The 19,430-nt window shown below is 33.4% G+C and carries 13 protein-coding genes, 1 pseudogene and 1 riboswitch; of the genes and pseudogenes, 2 read left to right on the top strand and 12 right to left on the bottom strand.

Going from position 1 to position 19,430, the window contains the following annotated elements:
- Window positions 1-177: 177 nt before the first annotated feature.
- The 5 genes from BX659_RS15425 to BX659_RS15445 all read right to left on the bottom strand — a co-directional run bounded on the left by BX659_RS15425 (window position 178) and on the right by BX659_RS15445 (window position 9,907).
- Window positions 178-5,046 (bottom strand): DNA repair ATPase, encoded by a 4,869-nt coding sequence (locus BX659_RS15425; protein WP_253250800.1) that lies wholly within the window; start codon window positions 5,044-5,046, stop codon window positions 178-180.
- A gap of 10 nt (window positions 5,047-5,056) precedes the next feature.
- The gene (locus tag BX659_RS15430; protein WP_253250801.1) at window positions 5,057-7,123 is read right to left on the bottom strand and encodes a flotillin family protein; all 2,067 of its coding nucleotides are present in this window, start codon (window positions 7,121-7,123) and stop codon (window positions 5,057-5,059) included.
- Window positions 7,124-7,234: 111 nt separating this feature from the next.
- Window positions 7,235-7,888, bottom strand: coding sequence for a hypothetical protein (locus tag BX659_RS15435; protein ID WP_097019216.1), 654 nt, complete (start codon window positions 7,886-7,888; stop codon window positions 7,235-7,237).
- Window positions 7,889-8,477: 589 nt separating this feature from the next.
- Window positions 8,478-9,287 carry an ATP-binding protein gene (locus tag BX659_RS15440; protein ID WP_097019217.1) on the bottom strand — a complete coding sequence of 270 codons (810 nt, stop codon included), beginning with the start codon at window positions 9,285-9,287 and terminating at the stop codon, window positions 8,478-8,480.
- Between the two features lie 188 nt (window positions 9,288-9,475).
- Window positions 9,476-9,907 carry a bacteriohemerythrin gene (locus tag BX659_RS15445; RefSeq protein WP_097019218.1) on the bottom strand — a complete coding sequence of 144 codons (432 nt, stop codon included), beginning with the start codon at window positions 9,905-9,907 and terminating at the stop codon, window positions 9,476-9,478.
- 65 nt (window positions 9,908-9,972) lie between these two features.
- Window positions 9,973-10,056: riboswitch (cyclic di-GMP riboswitch) on the bottom strand.
- Window positions 10,057-10,257: 201 nt separating this feature from the next.
- On the opposite strand from BX659_RS15445, the gene BX659_RS15450 reads away from it, so the two are divergent.
- Window positions 10,258-10,479, top strand: a complete 222-nt coding sequence (locus BX659_RS15450; protein ID WP_097019219.1) for a cation transporter — start codon at window positions 10,258-10,260, stop codon at window positions 10,477-10,479.
- A 160-nt stretch (window positions 10,480-10,639) separates the two neighbouring features.
- Here the strand turns inward: BX659_RS15450 and BX659_RS19730 are convergent.
- From BX659_RS19730 to BX659_RS15475, 5 genes and pseudogenes are all read right to left on the bottom strand, one after another.
- A pseudogene (locus tag BX659_RS19730) lies at window positions 10,640-10,726 on the bottom strand (UvrB/UvrC motif-containing protein); the annotation flags it as partial.
- 44 nt (window positions 10,727-10,770) lie between these two features.
- Entirely contained in the window at window positions 10,771-12,750 is a 1,980-nt protein-coding gene (gene uvrB, locus BX659_RS15460; RefSeq protein ID WP_097019220.1) for an excinuclease ABC subunit UvrB, read from the bottom strand.
- Window positions 12,751-13,061: 311 nt separating this feature from the next.
- Complete coding sequence (locus BX659_RS15465; RefSeq protein WP_097019221.1) at window positions 13,062-14,234, bottom strand: divergent polysaccharide deacetylase family protein; 1,173 nt, start codon at window positions 14,232-14,234, stop codon at window positions 13,062-13,064.
- 14 nt (window positions 14,235-14,248) lie between these two features.
- Complete coding sequence (locus tag BX659_RS15470) at window positions 14,249-15,427, bottom strand: S41 family peptidase (RefSeq protein ID WP_097019222.1); 1,179 nt, start codon at window positions 15,425-15,427, stop codon at window positions 14,249-14,251.
- A 183-nt stretch (window positions 15,428-15,610) separates the two neighbouring features.
- Window positions 15,611-16,711 (bottom strand): YibE/F family protein, encoded by a 1,101-nt coding sequence (locus BX659_RS15475; RefSeq protein WP_097019223.1) that lies wholly within the window; start codon window positions 16,709-16,711, stop codon window positions 15,611-15,613.
- Between the two features lie 235 nt (window positions 16,712-16,946).
- Between BX659_RS15475 and BX659_RS15480 the strand changes: the two genes are divergently transcribed.
- Window positions 16,947-17,408 (top strand): spore coat protein, encoded by a 462-nt coding sequence (locus BX659_RS15480; RefSeq protein ID WP_097019224.1) that lies wholly within the window; start codon window positions 16,947-16,949, stop codon window positions 17,406-17,408.
- Window positions 17,409-17,526: 118 nt separating this feature from the next.
- Here BX659_RS15480 and BX659_RS15485 read toward each other — a convergent pair whose 3' ends face one another.
- Both BX659_RS15485 and zupT read right to left on the bottom strand, forming a co-directional pair.
- Window positions 17,527-18,336 (bottom strand): ZIP family metal transporter, encoded by an 810-nt coding sequence (locus BX659_RS15485; RefSeq protein WP_172431988.1) that lies wholly within the window; start codon window positions 18,334-18,336, stop codon window positions 17,527-17,529.
- Window positions 18,337-18,387: 51 nt separating this feature from the next.
- Complete coding sequence (gene zupT / locus BX659_RS15490; protein WP_097019226.1) at window positions 18,388-19,197, bottom strand: zinc transporter ZupT; 810 nt, start codon at window positions 19,195-19,197, stop codon at window positions 18,388-18,390.
- Window positions 19,198-19,430 lie beyond the last annotated feature (233 nt).

The following is a 19,430-nucleotide window of genomic DNA, read 5'->3' on the forward strand; positions in this document are numbered from 1 at the left end:
TTTATAAAGCAAAAAATAAAGAGAGGATTCTACTAAAAACTGAGAATCCTCTCTTTATTCCTCTATTATTATCTGCTTTTTATCTTAAAAAACTGAAATAACTGTCTCATATTCTTCTCTATTATTAATACTTTTACAACAAAACAAATAAATTTACAGCTATTTCTCTTTAAAAAATCAACTATTTTTCATACTACTCCCTATTAATTTCAAATTTTCTCCTATATTATTCAATTCTCTTATCACTTCTATTATCCTTTGACCATCTTCTTCTGACTTCTTCTTCAAATAGATCTCCTTTATCTCTGTCCATCTTGTCTTTCTTTCTTCGCTCATTCTATCAGTAATTTCATAGAACTTCAATAAACTTGCTTCTGCTTCAGTTGCTAAAGTCTGAGCATCATTGTTATAGCTATTCTCTATTAGCCTATCTATCTCACTATCATTCATAATGGGGACTACCTTTTCCACAATCTTATTCATATTTCTATAAGAGCCTTGGAGCTTAAAGGGGGGCTCTGTTCGATATTCATCACTTTGGGAAGAGGAATAGATATACTCCATATTTACCTTTAATATCTCATCCCTTATCTTCAGACAGCTCTCTAAGACCTTTAAAGCCTCTTCTATATCCTCTTCAGTATAGCTACCAGTTAAGTTAATATCACCTCTATCACCTGTAGCAATAGCTTGAATTAACTTATAGATATCCTCAGGATACTTCATATATATCTTGTTCAAGTAACTATTTGAGGTAATAGCATTCTCTATATAGCTTAGCTTAAAGGCTTGCTCATTCTCCCTTAGCATATCTCCTAGATTATATACATCGGCTCTATTTGCTAGCATATCAGGAATCTTAAACTTATCTCCACTCTCAGTATAAGGGTTTCCAGCCATTACTACAGCAACCTTCTTCCCTCTAAATTCATAGGTCTTACTAATTCCTTTATAGACACCTTCAATCTTTCTCTGTCCATCACATAAGGAGATAAACTTCTGCAAAAACTCTGGATTTGAATGCTGAATATCATCTAAATAAATCATCACATTATTGCCGATTTCAAAGGCTAAATTCAACTTTTTCAACTCTTCTCTAGCACTGGCATTCTCAGCCTCGGCTGGGTCAAGAGAAGTAACACCATGACCTATAGTTGGGCAATTTATCTTGACTAGCATCATACTCAATCGGTTGGCAATATACTCTATCAAAGTAGTCTTACCATAACCAGGTGGAGATATCATCAACAACATCCCCATATTATCAGTTCTCTTGCTCTTTCCAGCTGTACCTATCTGTTTGGCTAAGTTATCTCCAATTAAAGGCAGATAAACCTGGTCAATTAACTTACTTCTTACAAAGGAAGTCAATACCTTTGGTTGTAGTGATTTAAAATTAATCTGATTCTTGATAGCTTCAATCTTCTCAAGCTTTAATTTCTGAAACTCTTCATATTGAGGGATAATATTATCATTAAAATTATCTAGCTTATCAAAAAACTCTACAATATTTACCTTATATTGACCATTCTCAATAGATTGATGAGTTCCTACTAACTTATCTATGGCTATCTCAGACTTTTTATTGATTATTCTCCGCTTAGCATAATCACCTAAGATTAAAATAGATATCACTTCATAAAGATAATCATTAAACTCTAACTTCCTCTCATACAGATAAGATTTGACCCATTCATTGACTAAAATATATTTTCCTTCTAAATCATCCTTTAAATTCTCTAAAGACTTCTTAAAATCTCCTTTAGCCCCCATTGAGATAAGGAAGTTATTAAAATCTTCATATGCTTCTGCTGCTTCTGTACTTAATACAAAGCTCTCATGCTGACTTATCTCTTTAGCAAGGTACTCAGCAACCTTAGTAAATTGATGGGACTCTATCCAACGATTCTTAGCTACAAAGGCTCCTATCTTTTGAGCCAACGCTGGAATAAATCCCCCTACCAATCCCCGCTTAGAGTATTTTGCTATAAGATTGACAGTCCTTAATCTATTCTCTAGTTTTTCTTTTCTATCTTCGGCTAATTCACATTCCCAAAATAGATTTGCAATGGCTCTAACTTTGGGATTGTAGGAAGCCAACTCTAATTCTAGATAGGTATCGACCAAAGCACTTAATATCTTTGTTCCATCATGGTCATGGACACCTTTAGTATAATATTCTTTAGAATGGTTCTCTATATAATCCTTTATTACACTGCTTAAAGCCTTCTCATCTTTCTGATATAATTCTTCTAAAGAATTATCCTCTTGATATCCCTTGAAGATATTATAGGCCAAAAATTCTGCCCGATAGACATCATCATTTTCAGATATAACCTTCTGCTCCCAAACCTCTTTATATTTAGTAAACTCCTCTTCATTTACCTTCTCCCAAAAATCGGTACCCGAGATATGAAAATAAAATCCATCTTCTTTTTTTAGCAGACTCAGTTCAGGCTTCTGACTATTGACTAGAAAATGATTATCTCCAAATTTGATAGTATTTTCATCTAAGAATAGTTCCTTTTTATCCTTTAACTGCTTGATGCTAGACTCTTTCAAGGACTTCAACTTATTTTCAATATCATCAGCCTTGGTACTATCTCCAAGCTCTATTAACTGTTCTATAATATCTCTGATCTTATCTACCATGGGACTAGTAGAAAGAAGTTCATTGATCGAGCTTACTTCTTCAAAAGACTTGACCATATTTTCTAAGCCTTTAAAGATTCTCTTAGCAGCATTGCCCAAAGAGTCTATCTTTCTATTCTTCTTTTCTAATAGTTGCTGCTTTTTTGATTCAAATGTTGATATGATCTCTTCCCTTTTCTCTGTTAGCATTACTACAAAATTATCAAAATCAGAGAACTTACTCTCTAATTCATCAATTTGTACTATTATCTTAGACATATAGTCTTCGGTTTTTTCCACAGTAGTAGATAGATCTAAATAGTTGGATACAGAATGAGTCAATAAATTTAGTTTAGAATAGAACTCAGACTCCTTCTCCTTAGCATTTAAATTATCTATCTTGTTCTTCAACTTTGATTTACTTTGATTCAAATTAGAAAAAAGCAGAGAGATCTTATCAATTATTTCAGAGGTCTTAGTGGCATCTTCTATCTTCAAACTATTTACTATATTGATTAAGAGCTCTAGTTCTTCTGATACCTTTATTATCTTCTCATTCAATTCTCTTCCATCAATAACTTTTTCAATATTGTTTAATTGAAGCTCTATCTCTTCTACCGATTCTATATAGGGGTTTAAACTATCATCAGCTAATAAAAACTCTACACAATCCTCTGATAATTTATCATTCTTCTCCTTTACCTTTAAGGATAAAGCTTCAACCTTTTCTTCATCAATAAACTGTAAGTCCTTTAATCCAGCAATTTCTCCTCTTACTTTTCTTATTTTGGTCAAATATTTTACAAAATCATTTATATTTTCAAAGGTATTGTAGCCAATTGCTTTGGCTATATCCTCTACTTTCTCTCTTACTTGCTCATATTGATTGGCTGTATTCTCTTTTATCTTCGTAACCTTATCAAACTCTTTAATTGCAATTGCCCCTGCTTCTTTAATCTTAAGCAAAGACTGTTTTAGATTAAAAGCTTCCTCTTTATCTACCCAAAAATAATTATTTATAATCTTTTCTGCATCTCTTACTATATCTATATACAACCCATAGTAGCTATCATCTTTTTTAGATAAATTATAGAGAGAATAACAGTCAGCCATCAATCTAACTATCTCTTTATTTCCTATATTATATAAAAATCCATCTTTATCCTCTTCCTTTGCCTTGACTATATCTTTAGCAAAGGAGGTCTGCCAAATTTGGATAGTATGATTTCTTTTAGGCTCTTGCCCTGCTTTAAAGATAACCATCTCTCCATTATCAAAATGGGAATAGCCATTACAGATTATTGGAGTCTCAATCTCTTGATGAATGATATTATAATTATGAATATAATACTCACCTGTTACCTTATCAAAAAAGATATATTGATAGTCTTCACCATTGATTGAAGCTTTTTTATTCTGAAAAACTATATTCTGATAGTTTAGTTCAAACCTCTTAAAACCTCCTGATTGCAGGAAGATTCCATCAGGAAAGATTATTCCATGATCTTCTGGAAGTAATACTACCGATTTTCCGATAGAATCTATCCGTTGTACCTCTTTTGTCTTCTCATTGAAAACAATATATCTATAATTACCTTCTTGATAAGGCTTCATCTTAAGTAAGATAAGATTTCCTACTATAGCATAAAAGACATCAGCATCATCAAGCTTCTGATCCTTCTGCTCTACCTCTTCTGCATAAATTCCTTCTCCAGAATTTGTATTGTCCTCTATCTTTAAAGTTAAGGTTCCACCAATAGTCTCTACAAATACACGATCTTCAATAGAAATATGGGGATGAAGACCAGCAACCTGGTCTTCTCTTGTAGTCTCTTTCCATTCAATCTCTTGCTGGGTAGGATATGTAATTTCATGGCTGAACCTATTTCCTAAATATTCTATAGTACCATCTTCTTTTAGCAGCCATTTAAAGCTTTTAATATCATCTACCTTTTCCCCATTTTGAAAGACCATATAAATAAAATTATCTTTCTCATGAAATTTAGCAAAAAAGCTCTCTTTATAATATTGATATAGCTCTCTAAAATCACTTTTAAACTGCTTATCATCTAATAAAGAGTACTCCTCTCTAGCAAATCTACTTCCATTATAAGTATATACAGAGAAGACATCACTTAATTTAGTTTCTGATTTTAATCCAAGATGTACATTATACCCTAATATAACCTTATTCCCTACAGGAACTATATCCCTAGGTATACAGCTATTCTCTGTAACTATAGCTTCACTCTTCTTTAAAGTATTTTTAGTCTCCCCATAGATCTCAATTCTTTTTTGATTCAATCTTTCTAACTTATCTTTCAACTCTGCTGAACTTTCTAGCAGCCTATTTTTAATAACATTATAGGTCGCAATACCTTCTTGTTTTTTCTCTTCTTTACTCTCTTTGCTCATATCTATCCCCTTACCCAATTATCGATTTTATTGGATCATTCTCTACTCCAAGCTCTTTAGCTTTGTCCAAAATTCTACTAATAACTGTATTTGGAGTACCATTAGAACTGTCCATATACTTCATTATAGCATTGGAAATTGTAAGGTTCTTGATAGCTTCAGAATCTACATTAAAGCTATCAATTAAAGTCTTTAATTGCTTTTGGAAATTATCTATATCACCACTAAAAAATGTATCCTTTACATCTGTTAAAACATTAGAGTTGTTGACTAATCTATCAACTTGCTTTCCAGTACTGATCGAATTTATTAGCTTATCAAAGAAGATAGAATCTCCACCAACAATATCAACATTAGCATTCTTCAAGCCATCTCTCATTATTTCTGCCTGTGCTCTGGCTATCTCGGCTTGAATGCTGATCTCTGCTAATTCTACCTCTTTATCTTTATTCAGCTTTAATTTAAACTCTTCATGCTCTTTTCCTACAGCATCTAATTTCTTCATTGCTTCTGCTTTCTTATTGATTCCTTCTGCCTCTGCTAATGCCTTCTCTCTAGTTACTTGAGCTTCTGATTCACCTTTAATCTTAATTGCTTTAGCTTCTGCTGCTGCTTGCATCTCTTCAACCTTAGCTTTTGAAGCACCGTCTGCTTCAAAGGCTTCTGCTTGTGCCTTCATTACTCTAGAGTCAGAGATTCCTTGTACAGAAGCTTCCTCAGCCTTGGCATCTGCCATGATCTTGATAGATTCAGCCTTTTTATGGGAGGTCTTTAATTCAGTATCTGCCATGATAACCTCTTTCTCAGCTAATTCTTGAGCACTTCTCTTCTCTGCTTCCGCAAGTTTGATCTTATCAATTGCTTTAACCTCGGCATCACTTTCAGCCTTTGTAACACTTACCGTCTTCTCTCTATTAGCTTGAGCTATCTCTCTAGTATCTTTTATCTTCTCTTCCTCTTCAGCTACCGATTTCTCTACTATTACCCTCTCTCTAACTACCTCTTGCATACTCTTCTTCTCTTTTTCTAAATCCTTCTCCTTGGCTATCTCCGCTAGTGAAACTATCTTTTCTCTCTCTGTTCTCTCTATCTCAGTTTCTTTTTGTGCTCTTTCTTGCTCTACAGACTCCGTTCCCTCTTTAGCTATTCTAGCAATAATAATCTGTCTATCTTTATTCTCTTCAGCAATTGAAATTTCTTCATCTGTCTTAATTCTTGTTCTTTCTGCCTTTAAGCGTTCTTCTTCCTCTACAATCTTTATCTGAGAATTTTCTCTTGATTTCAGATTAGCTATTTCTCTTTTTTGCTTCTCTTCTGCTTCAGCCTGTTGTCTTTGAAGCTCTAATACGGCTTCTCTAGCACTTACATCCTGTTTTACAATCGTTTTCTCTTTATTTCGTTTAACTTCATTGGCTCTGATTGCTTGCTCAGCAGTTAATTCAATAATCTTTTTAATACCTTCTGAGTCAAGTACATTATTCTCATCTAAATTTGCTATATTTGTCTGTTCTAAATAATCAATCGCAGCATCATCTAAGACATAACCATTCAAGTCAGTTCCTATAACTTGAAGAATCTCTTCCTTGAAGGTATCTCTTTCAGTATAAAGCTGAGTAAACTCAAACTTCTTACCAACTGTCTTTAAAGCCTCAGAAAATTTAGCATCAAAAAACTCCATTAAAGTATTAGTATCAGAAGCTTTTTTAGTCCCCAAAGCTTTAGCTACCCTTAATACATCCTTTTCAGTATGATTTACCCTTACAAAAAAAGCAACCTTAATATCAGCTCTTAAATTATCCTTACATACTAAACCAGCCTTACCACTTCTTTCAATCTCTACTCTTTTAATCGATACATCCATCAATTCACAATGGTGTAAGATTGGAATAATCCAAGTCCCAGTAAAGGAGACCTTCGACCCTCCAATTCCATTCTTAACAATAGCAGTTCCTTGATCCACCTTCTTATAAAATAGTGTCAATAATATAGGAAATCCTATAAATATAAGAAAAGCAACTCCTGCCACTACATACAATATCATTTCTAACATTCCCATATCCAAAATTCCAATTTCCAATTAATATTCCTCCTTAAATTATCTTTTTATATAAAAGAAGCTTTATACTTCTTTATATACAATATTCTCATATATAGCTTATGTAAGTTTCTATAAACTTATAGTCGATAACTATAGTTGCTCTCTTACAATATAAATATCTTTCTTATTATCTTTAGAGATTACAATTGCTCGACTTCCTCTTATAATACTCTCACCCAATGATTTTACATTTATTATAATAGGATAGTCATCGACTATAATCTCAGCTTGGGCAATATTTGCTGAACTTAAATTAGATTTTAAGATACAACTCTGTCCAATAATTTCAATATCACTTCTATCTTCCATAGAACTAAAAAACTTCTTTAAAGGTTCTGTCAGCCCTTTAGTTATAAAAGCTGAGATTATACAGTTTAGTATAAATGCTAAGAGCCCCCAAATAGATCTTGGAGAAATATTGCTATAATACAGCAACATACTCAAAACCCATAATAGAAGAAAGAAAATAGTCCCATAAATTATAATAGGTACAGAACCAAGATTTAAAAATTTCAATATCCGCAGAAAGTAATATCTGATTGGACCAATCTCTAATCTTGGGTCTTCTGTCTCAACTCCACCATCAAAGTACATATTAGACGAGAAATCTATATCTAAGTCAAATTCAATAACATCAAAAGAAAAGATCCCCAATATTATTAAAACCCAGTAGCTCATTACCATAATTAAAAAAGCTGTAGCTAAGATATTAATCCCAGTAAAAGCAAATTGAATATATTCCATAATCTCTCCTTTCTATAGATAAGTAAGATTCTAGGTATAAGATTGAGCTTGAGGAAAACATAAAATATTATTTTAATACTTTACTTATATTTAAACTTAGACTTAAGCTTATCTTCAAAATCATATCTATATTTTTTAATTTAAGTCAACACCTATACTACAAAAGGTTCCTTTTATTGTATATAATTTTATCAAAGGACTTATATTGTCTTTTTATTACTTTTTTAATCTATCATGTAAATTTTTAGATGTCAAGTGTTCTCTCTCTTTTTCAAAATAATTGACAGAGAGAACTTAAAATTTTTAATTTATTTATCTTAAATCATCTTCTCATCTCAAAGAACTCAGCAACCTTTAATTATACCTCCTATATTTTTCCATTATGAAACAAAATAAAAACTGACTATTAAAATAGTCAGTTTAACCATGAAGATTCTAGCAAATTGTATATCTATTCCTAAAGCTCCTCCAATAATAAAAAGAACATTATTAGTTAGGTTGCTAATCTCCTTTCAAACAAAAACAAATATAATTATATCTCAAAGCAAAAACAGGCTTCTCAGCCTGTTTAATAATACAATTTATTGAATTATTTAAGCTCTCCATTAATTCCAATAGTTACAATCTCAACCTCTATATCTACACCAGATCTTTTAACTGCTTCCTCTGTAATTCTAACCATTCCACCACAGCAAGGCACTTCCATTCTAGCTACAGTAATACTCTTTAAATCATTATTAGCAATAATTGTTGCCAATTTATCTACATAAGCATCACCATCATCTAGCTTTGGACAGCCAATTGCCACTGCCTTTCCTTTTAATAACTTACGGTGATAATCTCCATAAGCAAAAGGTACACAATCTGCTGTGATCAATAGATCAGCATTCTTAAAGTATGGTGCAAAAGGTGATAATAAGCTAATCTGTACTGGCCATTGTTGTAATGTTGATTGAACCTCTACATCAGAATCCCCATTATTATCATTTTTCTTCAAGCTCTTAGCTTGGCTTCCTGGACAGCCACCACTAGGTTTTTTCATTACTCTCATTCTACTTCCAGGGCAGCCTCCACCATGATTATGCTTAGGAGCTTCTTCCTTAGCTTCATGTACCTCCTGAGCCTTCATCATCTCTTCAACTGCCTCATCACCTCTTAAAGTTCTAACATGCTCTGCTGTTGCATCCAAGTCAAACTCTTTAGCCTCTCGCTCTTCAATCACCAATGCTCCAGTAGGACATTCCCCAATACAGTCACCAAATCCATCACAGAAGCTCTCATTGACCAGCTTAGCCTTACCATTAACTATTTGTAAAGCTCCTTCATGACATCCAGTTACACATAATCCACATCCATTACATTTATCCTCATCAATCGTAATAATTTGTCTTTTAGCCATTTAAATCTCCCCTTGTAATTTTATTTATATAAAGACCTCAGCCATTAAACTCTAGCTCTTAGCTTAATTAAATTATAATCTCTTTCTTATCTTAGTTCTGTGAATTGGCTCACACAGGGAAGAATTTAAGAAATAACCTTATTAATTTTTATTTTAAATTAATAAGATTCTCAAATAGATAATCTAATTTAAATAGCATCCTCATCATAATTTAAAAATATAAGTTGGTCTTCATTTTTGGTATGCTTTATCCATCTATTAATTAAATCCTCTTTTAAATTGCTTATAAATAATTTAAGTAAAAAGAGATCAGAGCTATCATGTACTAATTCCCAGTATTTCCTCTTTAACCCCTCTAACTCATCTCTTAACTTTTGATGTGTCTGCTTATGTTCAGCATAAGCAGAGTAATTAATCTTCTTTTGAATTGCCTCTTCCTCAGAAAAATGGGTTTCTACATAATCAGTTAGAAAATATAAGAGATTTTCTAAGTTTTCTTTTAAATCATCAATTCCTCCATCTAATTCTTGTAAAAATTTATTTATCGTCTTTAAAAATACCCGATGATGAATATCAATTTCTGGATATCCAAGCTCTAACTCACTACTCCACTTAATCATTTTATCACCCCTTCTCTATTTAAAACTTAAATTATAATCAAAAAAATAAAACCCTATATTATAAATATAATATAGGGTGGGTTCACCATTAACTCCATATAACCCAAGGTGACCAGATATAGGTTATACTTCACAGTTCCTTAATAATTTCACATTATCCAATTCTCTTTATTCTATTTAGACTATAACTATAACAATTCCTGCTTTTTAATTGAATTTTAATCTATTTTTAAGCGCTTTTTAATTAAGCCTTTATCAATTTATACTAATTAGAAATCTAGTTATCCCTTTAAATTCAAAATTAAAATATCGGTTATACTAAGGATAACTAGTTAAGAGGAGGTGCTAAAATGAAAAAGAAGTTATACATTGATGGTTCCTTTGATGAAGAATCTACCGATAAAATTAAGACTCAGTTACAGGAAATAGATAGTATTAAATTTGTTAATATTAATGCTAAGGAAAAAAGTGTAACTGCAACACTGAGAACCCAGATGAAAGATGAAGACATAAAGGAAGCTATAGAACGAATTGGTGATTATAATGTCGATAAAATACATGATTTAGATTAAATATTTCTACAAAAATATAAATCAAATTATTTTTTGCCACGAATCTCACCAATCTACATGAATAATTCAAAAGATTTTATTTATAAACTAATTTCTTTAATATCTTATTCGTGTTTAATTAGTGCTAATTCGTGGCTAACTTTATTTTTTATAATAATTTTTAATATATATATCTATAAAACCTATAAATTCTTAATTCCTCAATCTCGTCTCTAATTTGAGCTGCTAGTTCAAACTCAAGGTTCTTTCTCCGAGTTTTTAAAAATCCAAAACTCTCCGTGCTATCAAAATTTACAGTTTATCTCTCAATTCCTCTATCTCATCCCTTATTTGAGCTGCTAACTCAAATTCTAGATTTGCCGCTGCTTCCTCCATCTCTTCTTCTAAGTCAGCAATCTCTCTTAAGATTTCTGCCTCTGACATCTCCTCTAGCTCCTCTTCATCAACCTTGTACTCTTCTCTTGTTTCAGCAATCATATCTACAGGACGGAGTACCTCTCTAACCTTTTTTCTAATAGTCTGTGGTATAATTCCATGCTCCTGATTAAACTCCATCTGCAATTTGCGACGACGATTGGTCTCACCAATGGCTTCTTTCATCGAATCGGTCATCTTGTCAGCATACATGATTACCTTACCATTGGCATTACGAGCAGCTCGTCCAATTGTCTGGATTAAGGAACGATTAGAGCGTAGAAACCCTTCTTTATCGGCATCGAGGATTGCTACCAAAGATACTTCAGGAATATCCAAGCCCTCCCTTAATAAGTTGATTCCCACTAGAACATCAAATTTACCTAATCTTAGATCTCTAATAATTTCTAACCTTTCAATAGTATCTATATCAGAATGAAGGTATCTGACCTTAATCCCTGCTCGCTCCAGATAAGCAGTCAAATCCTCTGCCATCTTCTTGGTCAAGGTAGTTACCAAAATCCTTTCACCAATATCAATTACCTGATGAATCTCATCTAACAAATTATCAATCTGATTCTTGATAGGTCTGACTTCAACCTCTGGGTCTATCAATCCAGTTGGGCGAACAATCTGCTCTACAACCTGTTGACTATGGTCTAATTCATAAGCAGCTGGTGTAGCAGAAATATAGATAGCCTGATTGATTAAGCTCTCAAATTCATCAAACTGCAAAGGTCTATTATCCAAAGCTGAAGGCAATCTAAAACCATACTCTACCAGCTTCTCCTTTCTAGAGCGGTCACCAGCATACATTCCTCCAATTTGGGGAATTGTCTTATGGGATTCATCGATCACTAATAGAAAATCATCAGGAAAATAGTCAATCAAGGTCTGGGGTCGACTCCCCTCTGCTCTTCCTTCTAAAAGGCGGGAATAGTTCTCTATCCCTGAACAGAAACCAACCTCAGCCAACATCTCCATATCATATTTGGTCCTCTCTTCTAATCTTTGAGCTTCTAATAACTTACCTTGACTTCTTAAATAATCAAGTCTCCCTTCCAACTCCTCTTCAATCTCCTTTAAAGCCCGTTCTATCTTATCCTCTGGTGTAACAAAGTGGCTAGCTGGATAAATAGTCAATTCATCTAATGTACCTAAAATCTCTCCAGTTAGAGTATTTATCTCTCTAATTTGATCTATCTCATCACCAAATAGCTCTACTCGATATGCCTTATCTTCATAAGCAGGAATTATCTCAATTACATCACCATTGACTCTAAAGGTTCCCCGAGCAAAGTCAACTTGATTTCTCTTATACTGAATACCTATTAGCTCTCTGATAATATCACTACGATCCTTAATCATCCCTCGCTCTAAATGGCAGGTCAAATCTAAGTAATCTGCTGGATTACCTAATCCATAGATACAAGATACACTAGCTACGATAATCACATCTTCTCGTTCAAATAAAGCACTGGTTGCTGCCAACCTCATCTTATCAACCTCTTCATTGATAGAAGAATCCTTCTCTATGTAAGTATCGGTCTGAGGTACATAGGCCTCTGGCTGATAATAATCATAATAACTGACAAAATAACCAACCTTATTCTCAGGAAAGAACTCAATAAACTCGCTACATAATTGAGCAGCCAAAGTCTTATTATGAGCAATTACTAAGGTAGGTTTCTGTACCTTCTCAATTACATTTGCTACAGTAAAAGTCTTACCCGATCCAGTTACCCCTAATAAGGTCTGTTCCTTCATCCCAGCTTGTATCCCTTTAGTCAAGCTTTCAATCGCTGCTGGCTGATCCCCTTTTGGAGAGTAGTCAGAGACTAATTTAAATTTAGACATGATATTCACCTCATCTTTTCATAATAATTAATCTATAATAAGATAACACAATATAGAGATATTAAGACACTTTTTTATTAGCTACTAGCTGCTGGCTTCTAGCCTTTAGCTTTTAAGATCTTAGCTAATAACCAGTAGCTATAAGCTAGTAGCAAAACTATCGCAATATACCCATTATCTATCATTACACAAACCCTAAGTTATAATTAAATATAGTTAAAAAGCACCTACAACTGTAGGTGCCCTAACTTCTTAAACTTCTAATCTTTCTGCTTTGAATCATCACTCGTAACTCATTACTCTTCACTATTTTATCTAACTAATTCTGAAACATAAACCAACTTAACTCCCATATCCTCAATAGTAGGAATCATCTCTTGAATTGCTAAAGCAGTATTCATCCGTATATGACCAATAATCACTAACTCTTTCTTCTTTAAGGCTACCTTTGCTAAGCGAAGCAGCATCTTCTCAACAGCTTCTTTCTTATCAACATTATCTATAAAGAGATAGTTTGCTGCTGTTGGAACTCCATATTCTACAGCAGTCTCAAATCCAACTGACTTATGGGAGGTACTGCTATCTACATAAAATAAATCATTTTCTCTTAATACATTCATAATCTCTGCCATGACATGGCTATCAGCTGAAGCCTTAGACCCCATATGATGATTGACTCCTAATACATCAGGTAAGCTAGCTAAATTCTTCTCTAAGGTCTCTTTAATCTCTTCACTGCTCATAGTGGTATAAATAGCTCCTTCACCAGGATTTACCTCAGGATTCATTGGCTCTAGGGGCTGGTGCAGAGTCATCTCAAAGCCTGCTTCTTTAATCAATTTAGCATCCTTTTGAGAATGAGGTCTAAAGGGCAACACAGCCATGGTCAAAGGTCGATTGATACTCAACATCTCTTCAGTCCCTTTACGATTAAAGCCCCAGTCATCTAATATAATTGCTAGTTTTGCCTTGGGCTTAGCTTGAACTAATTTAAGCTGATGAGTAATTATCTTCTCACCTGTAGACTGAGGTTTAAAGGCAAGCTTGATATTTAACACTTGCTGCTCTTCATCTACCCAATCTGCCTCTACTATCGCAAATTCATCTTCAAGTTTATCGATGATTTCACCTTTAATAGTTTCTAATAGTTTGAGCTTATTCCCAAAGAGAGGGATTTCTAACTCACGATAGTTATATGTCCAAGTAAAATGATAATCATCAACCTTTCTCTCCCTCTTCTCTTCTGAGCTTTGAAGAGTAAACTCTTCATTATTCAATCCCATATCCTTTAAAAGGTTATCTATATAGTTATTATAATCATCTATTGTTGTAGTATAATCTACCTCTATAGTTTCAGTTATTTGGTCTTGATCCGTTGTTACTTCATCTTGGTTGACTACCGGTTCAGTCTCTTGACTACAAGCTGTAAGTAAGAACAATAGAGTTAGACTAAGAAAAACAACTAATATCCTATCTCTACTCATTAGCAAAGTCCTCTCTAATTTAATTTATCCTCTAATATCTTAATTGCTTCATCTAATTGTTCATCTGCTTCAGTATCAGGGTTATACTTAACCTCTACATCAGGCTCAATTCCTTGATGATGGATAAATCTATCCTTTGGAGTATAGTATTTAGCAGTAGTCAACTTTACAGCAGAACCATCAGATAATGGGATTACACTCTGCACTACACCTTTACCAAAGGTCTTCTCTCCTACAATAACTCCACGCTCATTATCCTGAATTGCTCCAGTTACAATCTCAGAGGCACTAGCACTTCCTCCATTTACCAATATCACCAATGGAGCATCTGTTGCTGTAATTCCACTATAAACTGGGATAGATGTCTTCTCTCTTTGGCGTTCTTTAACATGAACTACAAAACCTTTATCAATAAAGTTACTTGCTACCTTAGAAGCTTCACTCAATAATCCCCCTGGATTATTCCTTAAATCAAGGATATAAGCTTCAGCTCCCTCTTTATGTAGCTTTTCAATCTCAGTAGCAATCTCTTCACCTACACCATCAATAAATTGGGATAAACGGATATAGCCAATCTTATCTGTTTTCATTTCAGAATTAACATAAGATAGCTCTATCTCTTCTCGAACAATATCTACATCAAATTCTTTAGGCTCCTTAGCTGATTCTTCTTCTGATACTTTTCTCTTAATAGTTAAGGTTACCTCTGTACCAGGCTCCCCCTTCATCATCCCTACAGCCTCTTCCATCGGCATATCCTTAGTTGATACACCATCAATAGCCATAATCATATCTCCACCTTCTAAACCAGCCCGCTCTCCTGGAGTTTCTGTGATTGGAGAGACCACAGTTAACTGCTTATCCTTCATAGTAATAACTATTCCAATTCCACCATATTTTCCATCAAACTCTTCTTGCATATTTTCAAAATCTCGTGGTGGTAGATAGACAGTATAAGGATCATCTAAACTTTCCAACATCCCATCAATAGCACCTGTTAACAATGTATCTATATCAGTTTCTTCAACATAACTTCTTTTAACTAAATCTACAATTACAAATAGCTTTTTAAACATATTTAGTTCACTTACTTGATTTGCTTGGGCTTTATGAAAGAAAAAACCCACACTCCCAGCAGTAACTAACATGAATAATATCAAAATTATTCCAAGTGTTCTATTCTTCTTAAACATATATTTTCCTACCTTCCTACTTGGTTTATTACATTTAATTCTACCATTTATTTTTAACTTTCGCAAACAATCTACCTATAATAAAGCTATATATTATAGTCATTTGTGGTATACTTTAATTTGATTGTTTAATTTATTTACTATTTGATTCTGTTATAATATATAGAATATATTGTAAAAATGTTAATTATCCAACCACATTAATATTGAAGCAAAACAGGCTGTCACTGGAATAGAAATAATCAACCCTATACTACCAGCAAGTCCACTGACAAATTCTGTAACAATCATATCCATATTAATAATCCTAATCCAAGGTAGCTCTGCGCCTAATAAAACTAATAATAGAGGTATCGAACCACCAACATAAGCCAATAATAAGGTATTAGACATTGTTCCCATAATATCGCGCCCAACATTCAATCCAGCTTGGAACATTTCGCTACAGCCTAAAGATCTATTTAACTGCTTCATCTCAGATATAGCTGATGAGATAGACATACAGACATCAGTTATGGCTCCAAGAGAACCTATGATAATCCCCGCAAATAATAATCCCCTAATATTGATATCACTATCCATGTAAATTAATATCTTAGATTCTTCACTACTAAACCCTGTCAAATGAGCAATCTTTCCTATCCATAATGCCAGAATACCTGAAGTTATTACACCAAAGCCTGTCCCTATAATTGAGGCAACAGATTTAGAATTGATTCCACCTATAGTCAGTAAAGTAGGGACAATAATCACAATAGCCGAGATAACTGCTACAAAGATTGGATCCTTACCTTGCAAAAGCAAAGGAAGCATCATTTTTACAATTATTACTCCCGTAAATACTAGAGTGATGATTGTCTTTAAACCTTGTCCTCTCCCAATTATTAATAATAGTACTGCAAAAATTGCAATTAAATAATAGACCCCATGGTCTCTAATTACATCATGTAAATAGACCTCACCTAACTCATCCTCTGCTTGATTAGTCACTAAGAGAACCTTCATTCCCTCTTCTACCTTTAAATTCATATAAGGATGATTCTCCTTATAAAAACTATTTATCTCAATCTGTTTCCCTTTATACTTTCCACTTGTTATTAATACTTTTGACCTTTGTTCTAATGAAATTTCACCCTCCTTATCTGAATCAAGATTTTCTACTTGAATAACTTTACCACGAAAATAAATCTCTTGATATTCCTCTTCCCCATAGGATATATTATTAAATAAAAATATTACAAACACCAACAAAAATATAATAGTCAAATTAGATTTTAATTTCAATACCTCTACCTCCCAATAGATTTAAATAACTTTAACATAAAAAAACTCCTAACTCTTAGCTAGAGAAATAGGATAAAGAATAAATCTTTAATTAGTAAATAAGCATAACTCAATAATTATATATTCAAGAAAATGAAAGCTACTCCTCTTTATATTAATAACTAAATCTAAATTTAAAAATCAGAATAAAAAAATCTATAGTTACAAAAAATAAACTAACAAAGGAGGCGATATCTTGACACAAATTACACTCACTCAAAAAGAAAGAACTCTTCTAGAAGACCAGAAAAGCCATGAGGAGATCTGTATTCAGAAGTATAAAGATTATGCAAATCAAGCTCAAGACCCAGAATTAAAAGCACTATTTAATTATTATGCAGACCAAGAACAACAACACTTTGATACTGTTAGCCAGATGCTAAATGGTACTATCCCTCAGATGAATCAAGGAAAGCAACAGCAAAATAATCAACCTCAGATCAGCCAAGGTCAGACTGGTAATCCTACTGACTACAAACTATGTACTGATCAGCTAATGACAGAAAAATATGTGTCTTCTACTTATAATACTAGCATCTTTGAATTTACTAACTCAGAAGCTAGAAAGGTACTAAATCATATCCAAAAAGAAGAACAAGAGCATGGAGAAGGAATCTTCAATTATATGCAAAGTCGTGGTATGTACAATCCAAAATAATTAATAAAGGGAAGTGTAGATATCTACACTTCCCTTTATTAATTAAATTACAAATAAACTCAATCCCATTACTACAAGCCATAGATATCTAATAAACTCTTAACTATAATTTGTTTTTTTAGCCTAACGCTACATCTAAAGACATCATCACTGCAAATCCCAACATCAATCCCGCTGTAGCTATATGGCTATTACCTTCTTGATGTGATTCAGGAATCAACTCTTCACCTACTACAAAGATCATTGCTCCTGCAGCAAAGGCTAAAGCATAAGGCAAAATCGGTCTCATCAGCAATACTGCTGCTGCACCAAGTACCCCTGCAATTGGTTCAACTATTCCTGATGCCTGCCCATACATAAAGCTCTTCATTGGTGATAATCCTTCTCTTCTTAAAGGGACAGATACAGCCGTTCCTTCCGGAAAATTTTGAATACCTATACCGATAGCCAAGGCTATTGCTCCTGCTAAAGAAGCTGAAGGTAGATTAGCACCTACTGCTCCAAAAGCTACTCCCACAGCCAAACCTTCAGGAATATTATGCAGAGTTACTGCAAGTACTAATAAAACACTTCTCTCCCAACTGGTCTTGATCCCTTCTGCTTTTCCTTTAGCTAAGCCAGGATGGAGATGGGGTAGATATCTATCTACAGCCCTTAAAAATACTCCTCCTAATAAAAATCCAACTACTGCTGGAATCCACCCAGGAACCCCCAAATTTTCAGACATTTCAATAGCAGGAGCCAATAATGACCAAAAACTAGCAGCAATCATTACTCCAGCTGCAAAACCTAACATTCCATCTAAAAATTTCCTATTTACTTCTTTAAAAAAGAAGACTACCCCTGCTCCTAAAGCAGTTAAAAGCCAAGTAAAGATAGTTGCTAATAAAGCTTGCATCACAGGATTTAATCCTTGAAACCATTCCAAAAACATAAAATCACTCCTTCTCTTCTCTTATCAGCCAATTACTATTTAAGATTAAAATAACAATAAACTCAATGCCATTACAGCCATTCCTGCTACAAAACCATAAATCACTTGATGACCTTTGCCATATTTTCGCGAGGTAGGTAATAATTCGTCTATAGAGATAAAGACCATAATCCCTGCCACACTTCCAAATAAGACTCCAAAGGTTAAATCACTAAAGAAAGCTCTAAAGACAAAATAGCCTAAAATTGCTCCTAAAGGTTCAGCAACACCTGATAAAAAGGAGTATATAAAGGCCTTCTTCTTATCACCTGTAGCATGATAAATTGGTACCGAAACTGAAATACCCTCAGGAATATTATGTATCGCCACAGCTATAGCAATAGATATTCCTAAAGTTGGATCTGATAAAGCTGAGGCAAAGGTAGCTAAACCCTCTGGAAAGTTATGTATAGCAATCGCTAATGCTGAAAAGAGCCCCATTCTTAAGAGTTGGCTCTTATCATCTATTGTATCATCTTGCATATCTCTAATATCTTTTTTATCTCGAGCCTCATGAGGATTTTCTGCCTCAGGAACAAATTTATCTATAATTGCGATTAGGGCAATCCCTAAAAAGAAAGATCCTACTGTAGCCCACTCTCCTCCTTTAGTACCTAAAGCAGCTACTAAAGAGTCCTGAGCCTTAGGGACAATCTCTACAAAAGAGACATAGATCATAACTCCTGCAGAAAATCCTAAGGAAGTAGCCAAAAATGATGTATTGGTCTTTTTAGTAAAAAAAGCTAATGCACTTCCTATTCCCGTTGATAATCCTGCAAATAAAGTTAATAAAAAAGCAATTAAGACATTATCCATTTTAACACCTCACTATATTATTAGTAATTATTATTAATTATATCATATATTAGGTATTAATCAATCTATTCAAAATAAATACTGAGATTTCTAATTCTATACTTCTTATTTTACCTTTAATCACATAAATAATTATAAGCTTAAATTGCAATATTAAATTGAACTAATTTCAAACTGTAATAATTTGTGTATTTAGTTATATAAAATTTCTCTTACTTGGTCTTCAAATGCTT

Origin of the sequence: Orenia metallireducens, assembly GCF_003001995.1 — a bacterium.
Lineage (GTDB): Bacteria > Bacillota > Halanaerobiia > Halobacteroidales > Halobacteroidaceae > Orenia > Orenia metallireducens_B.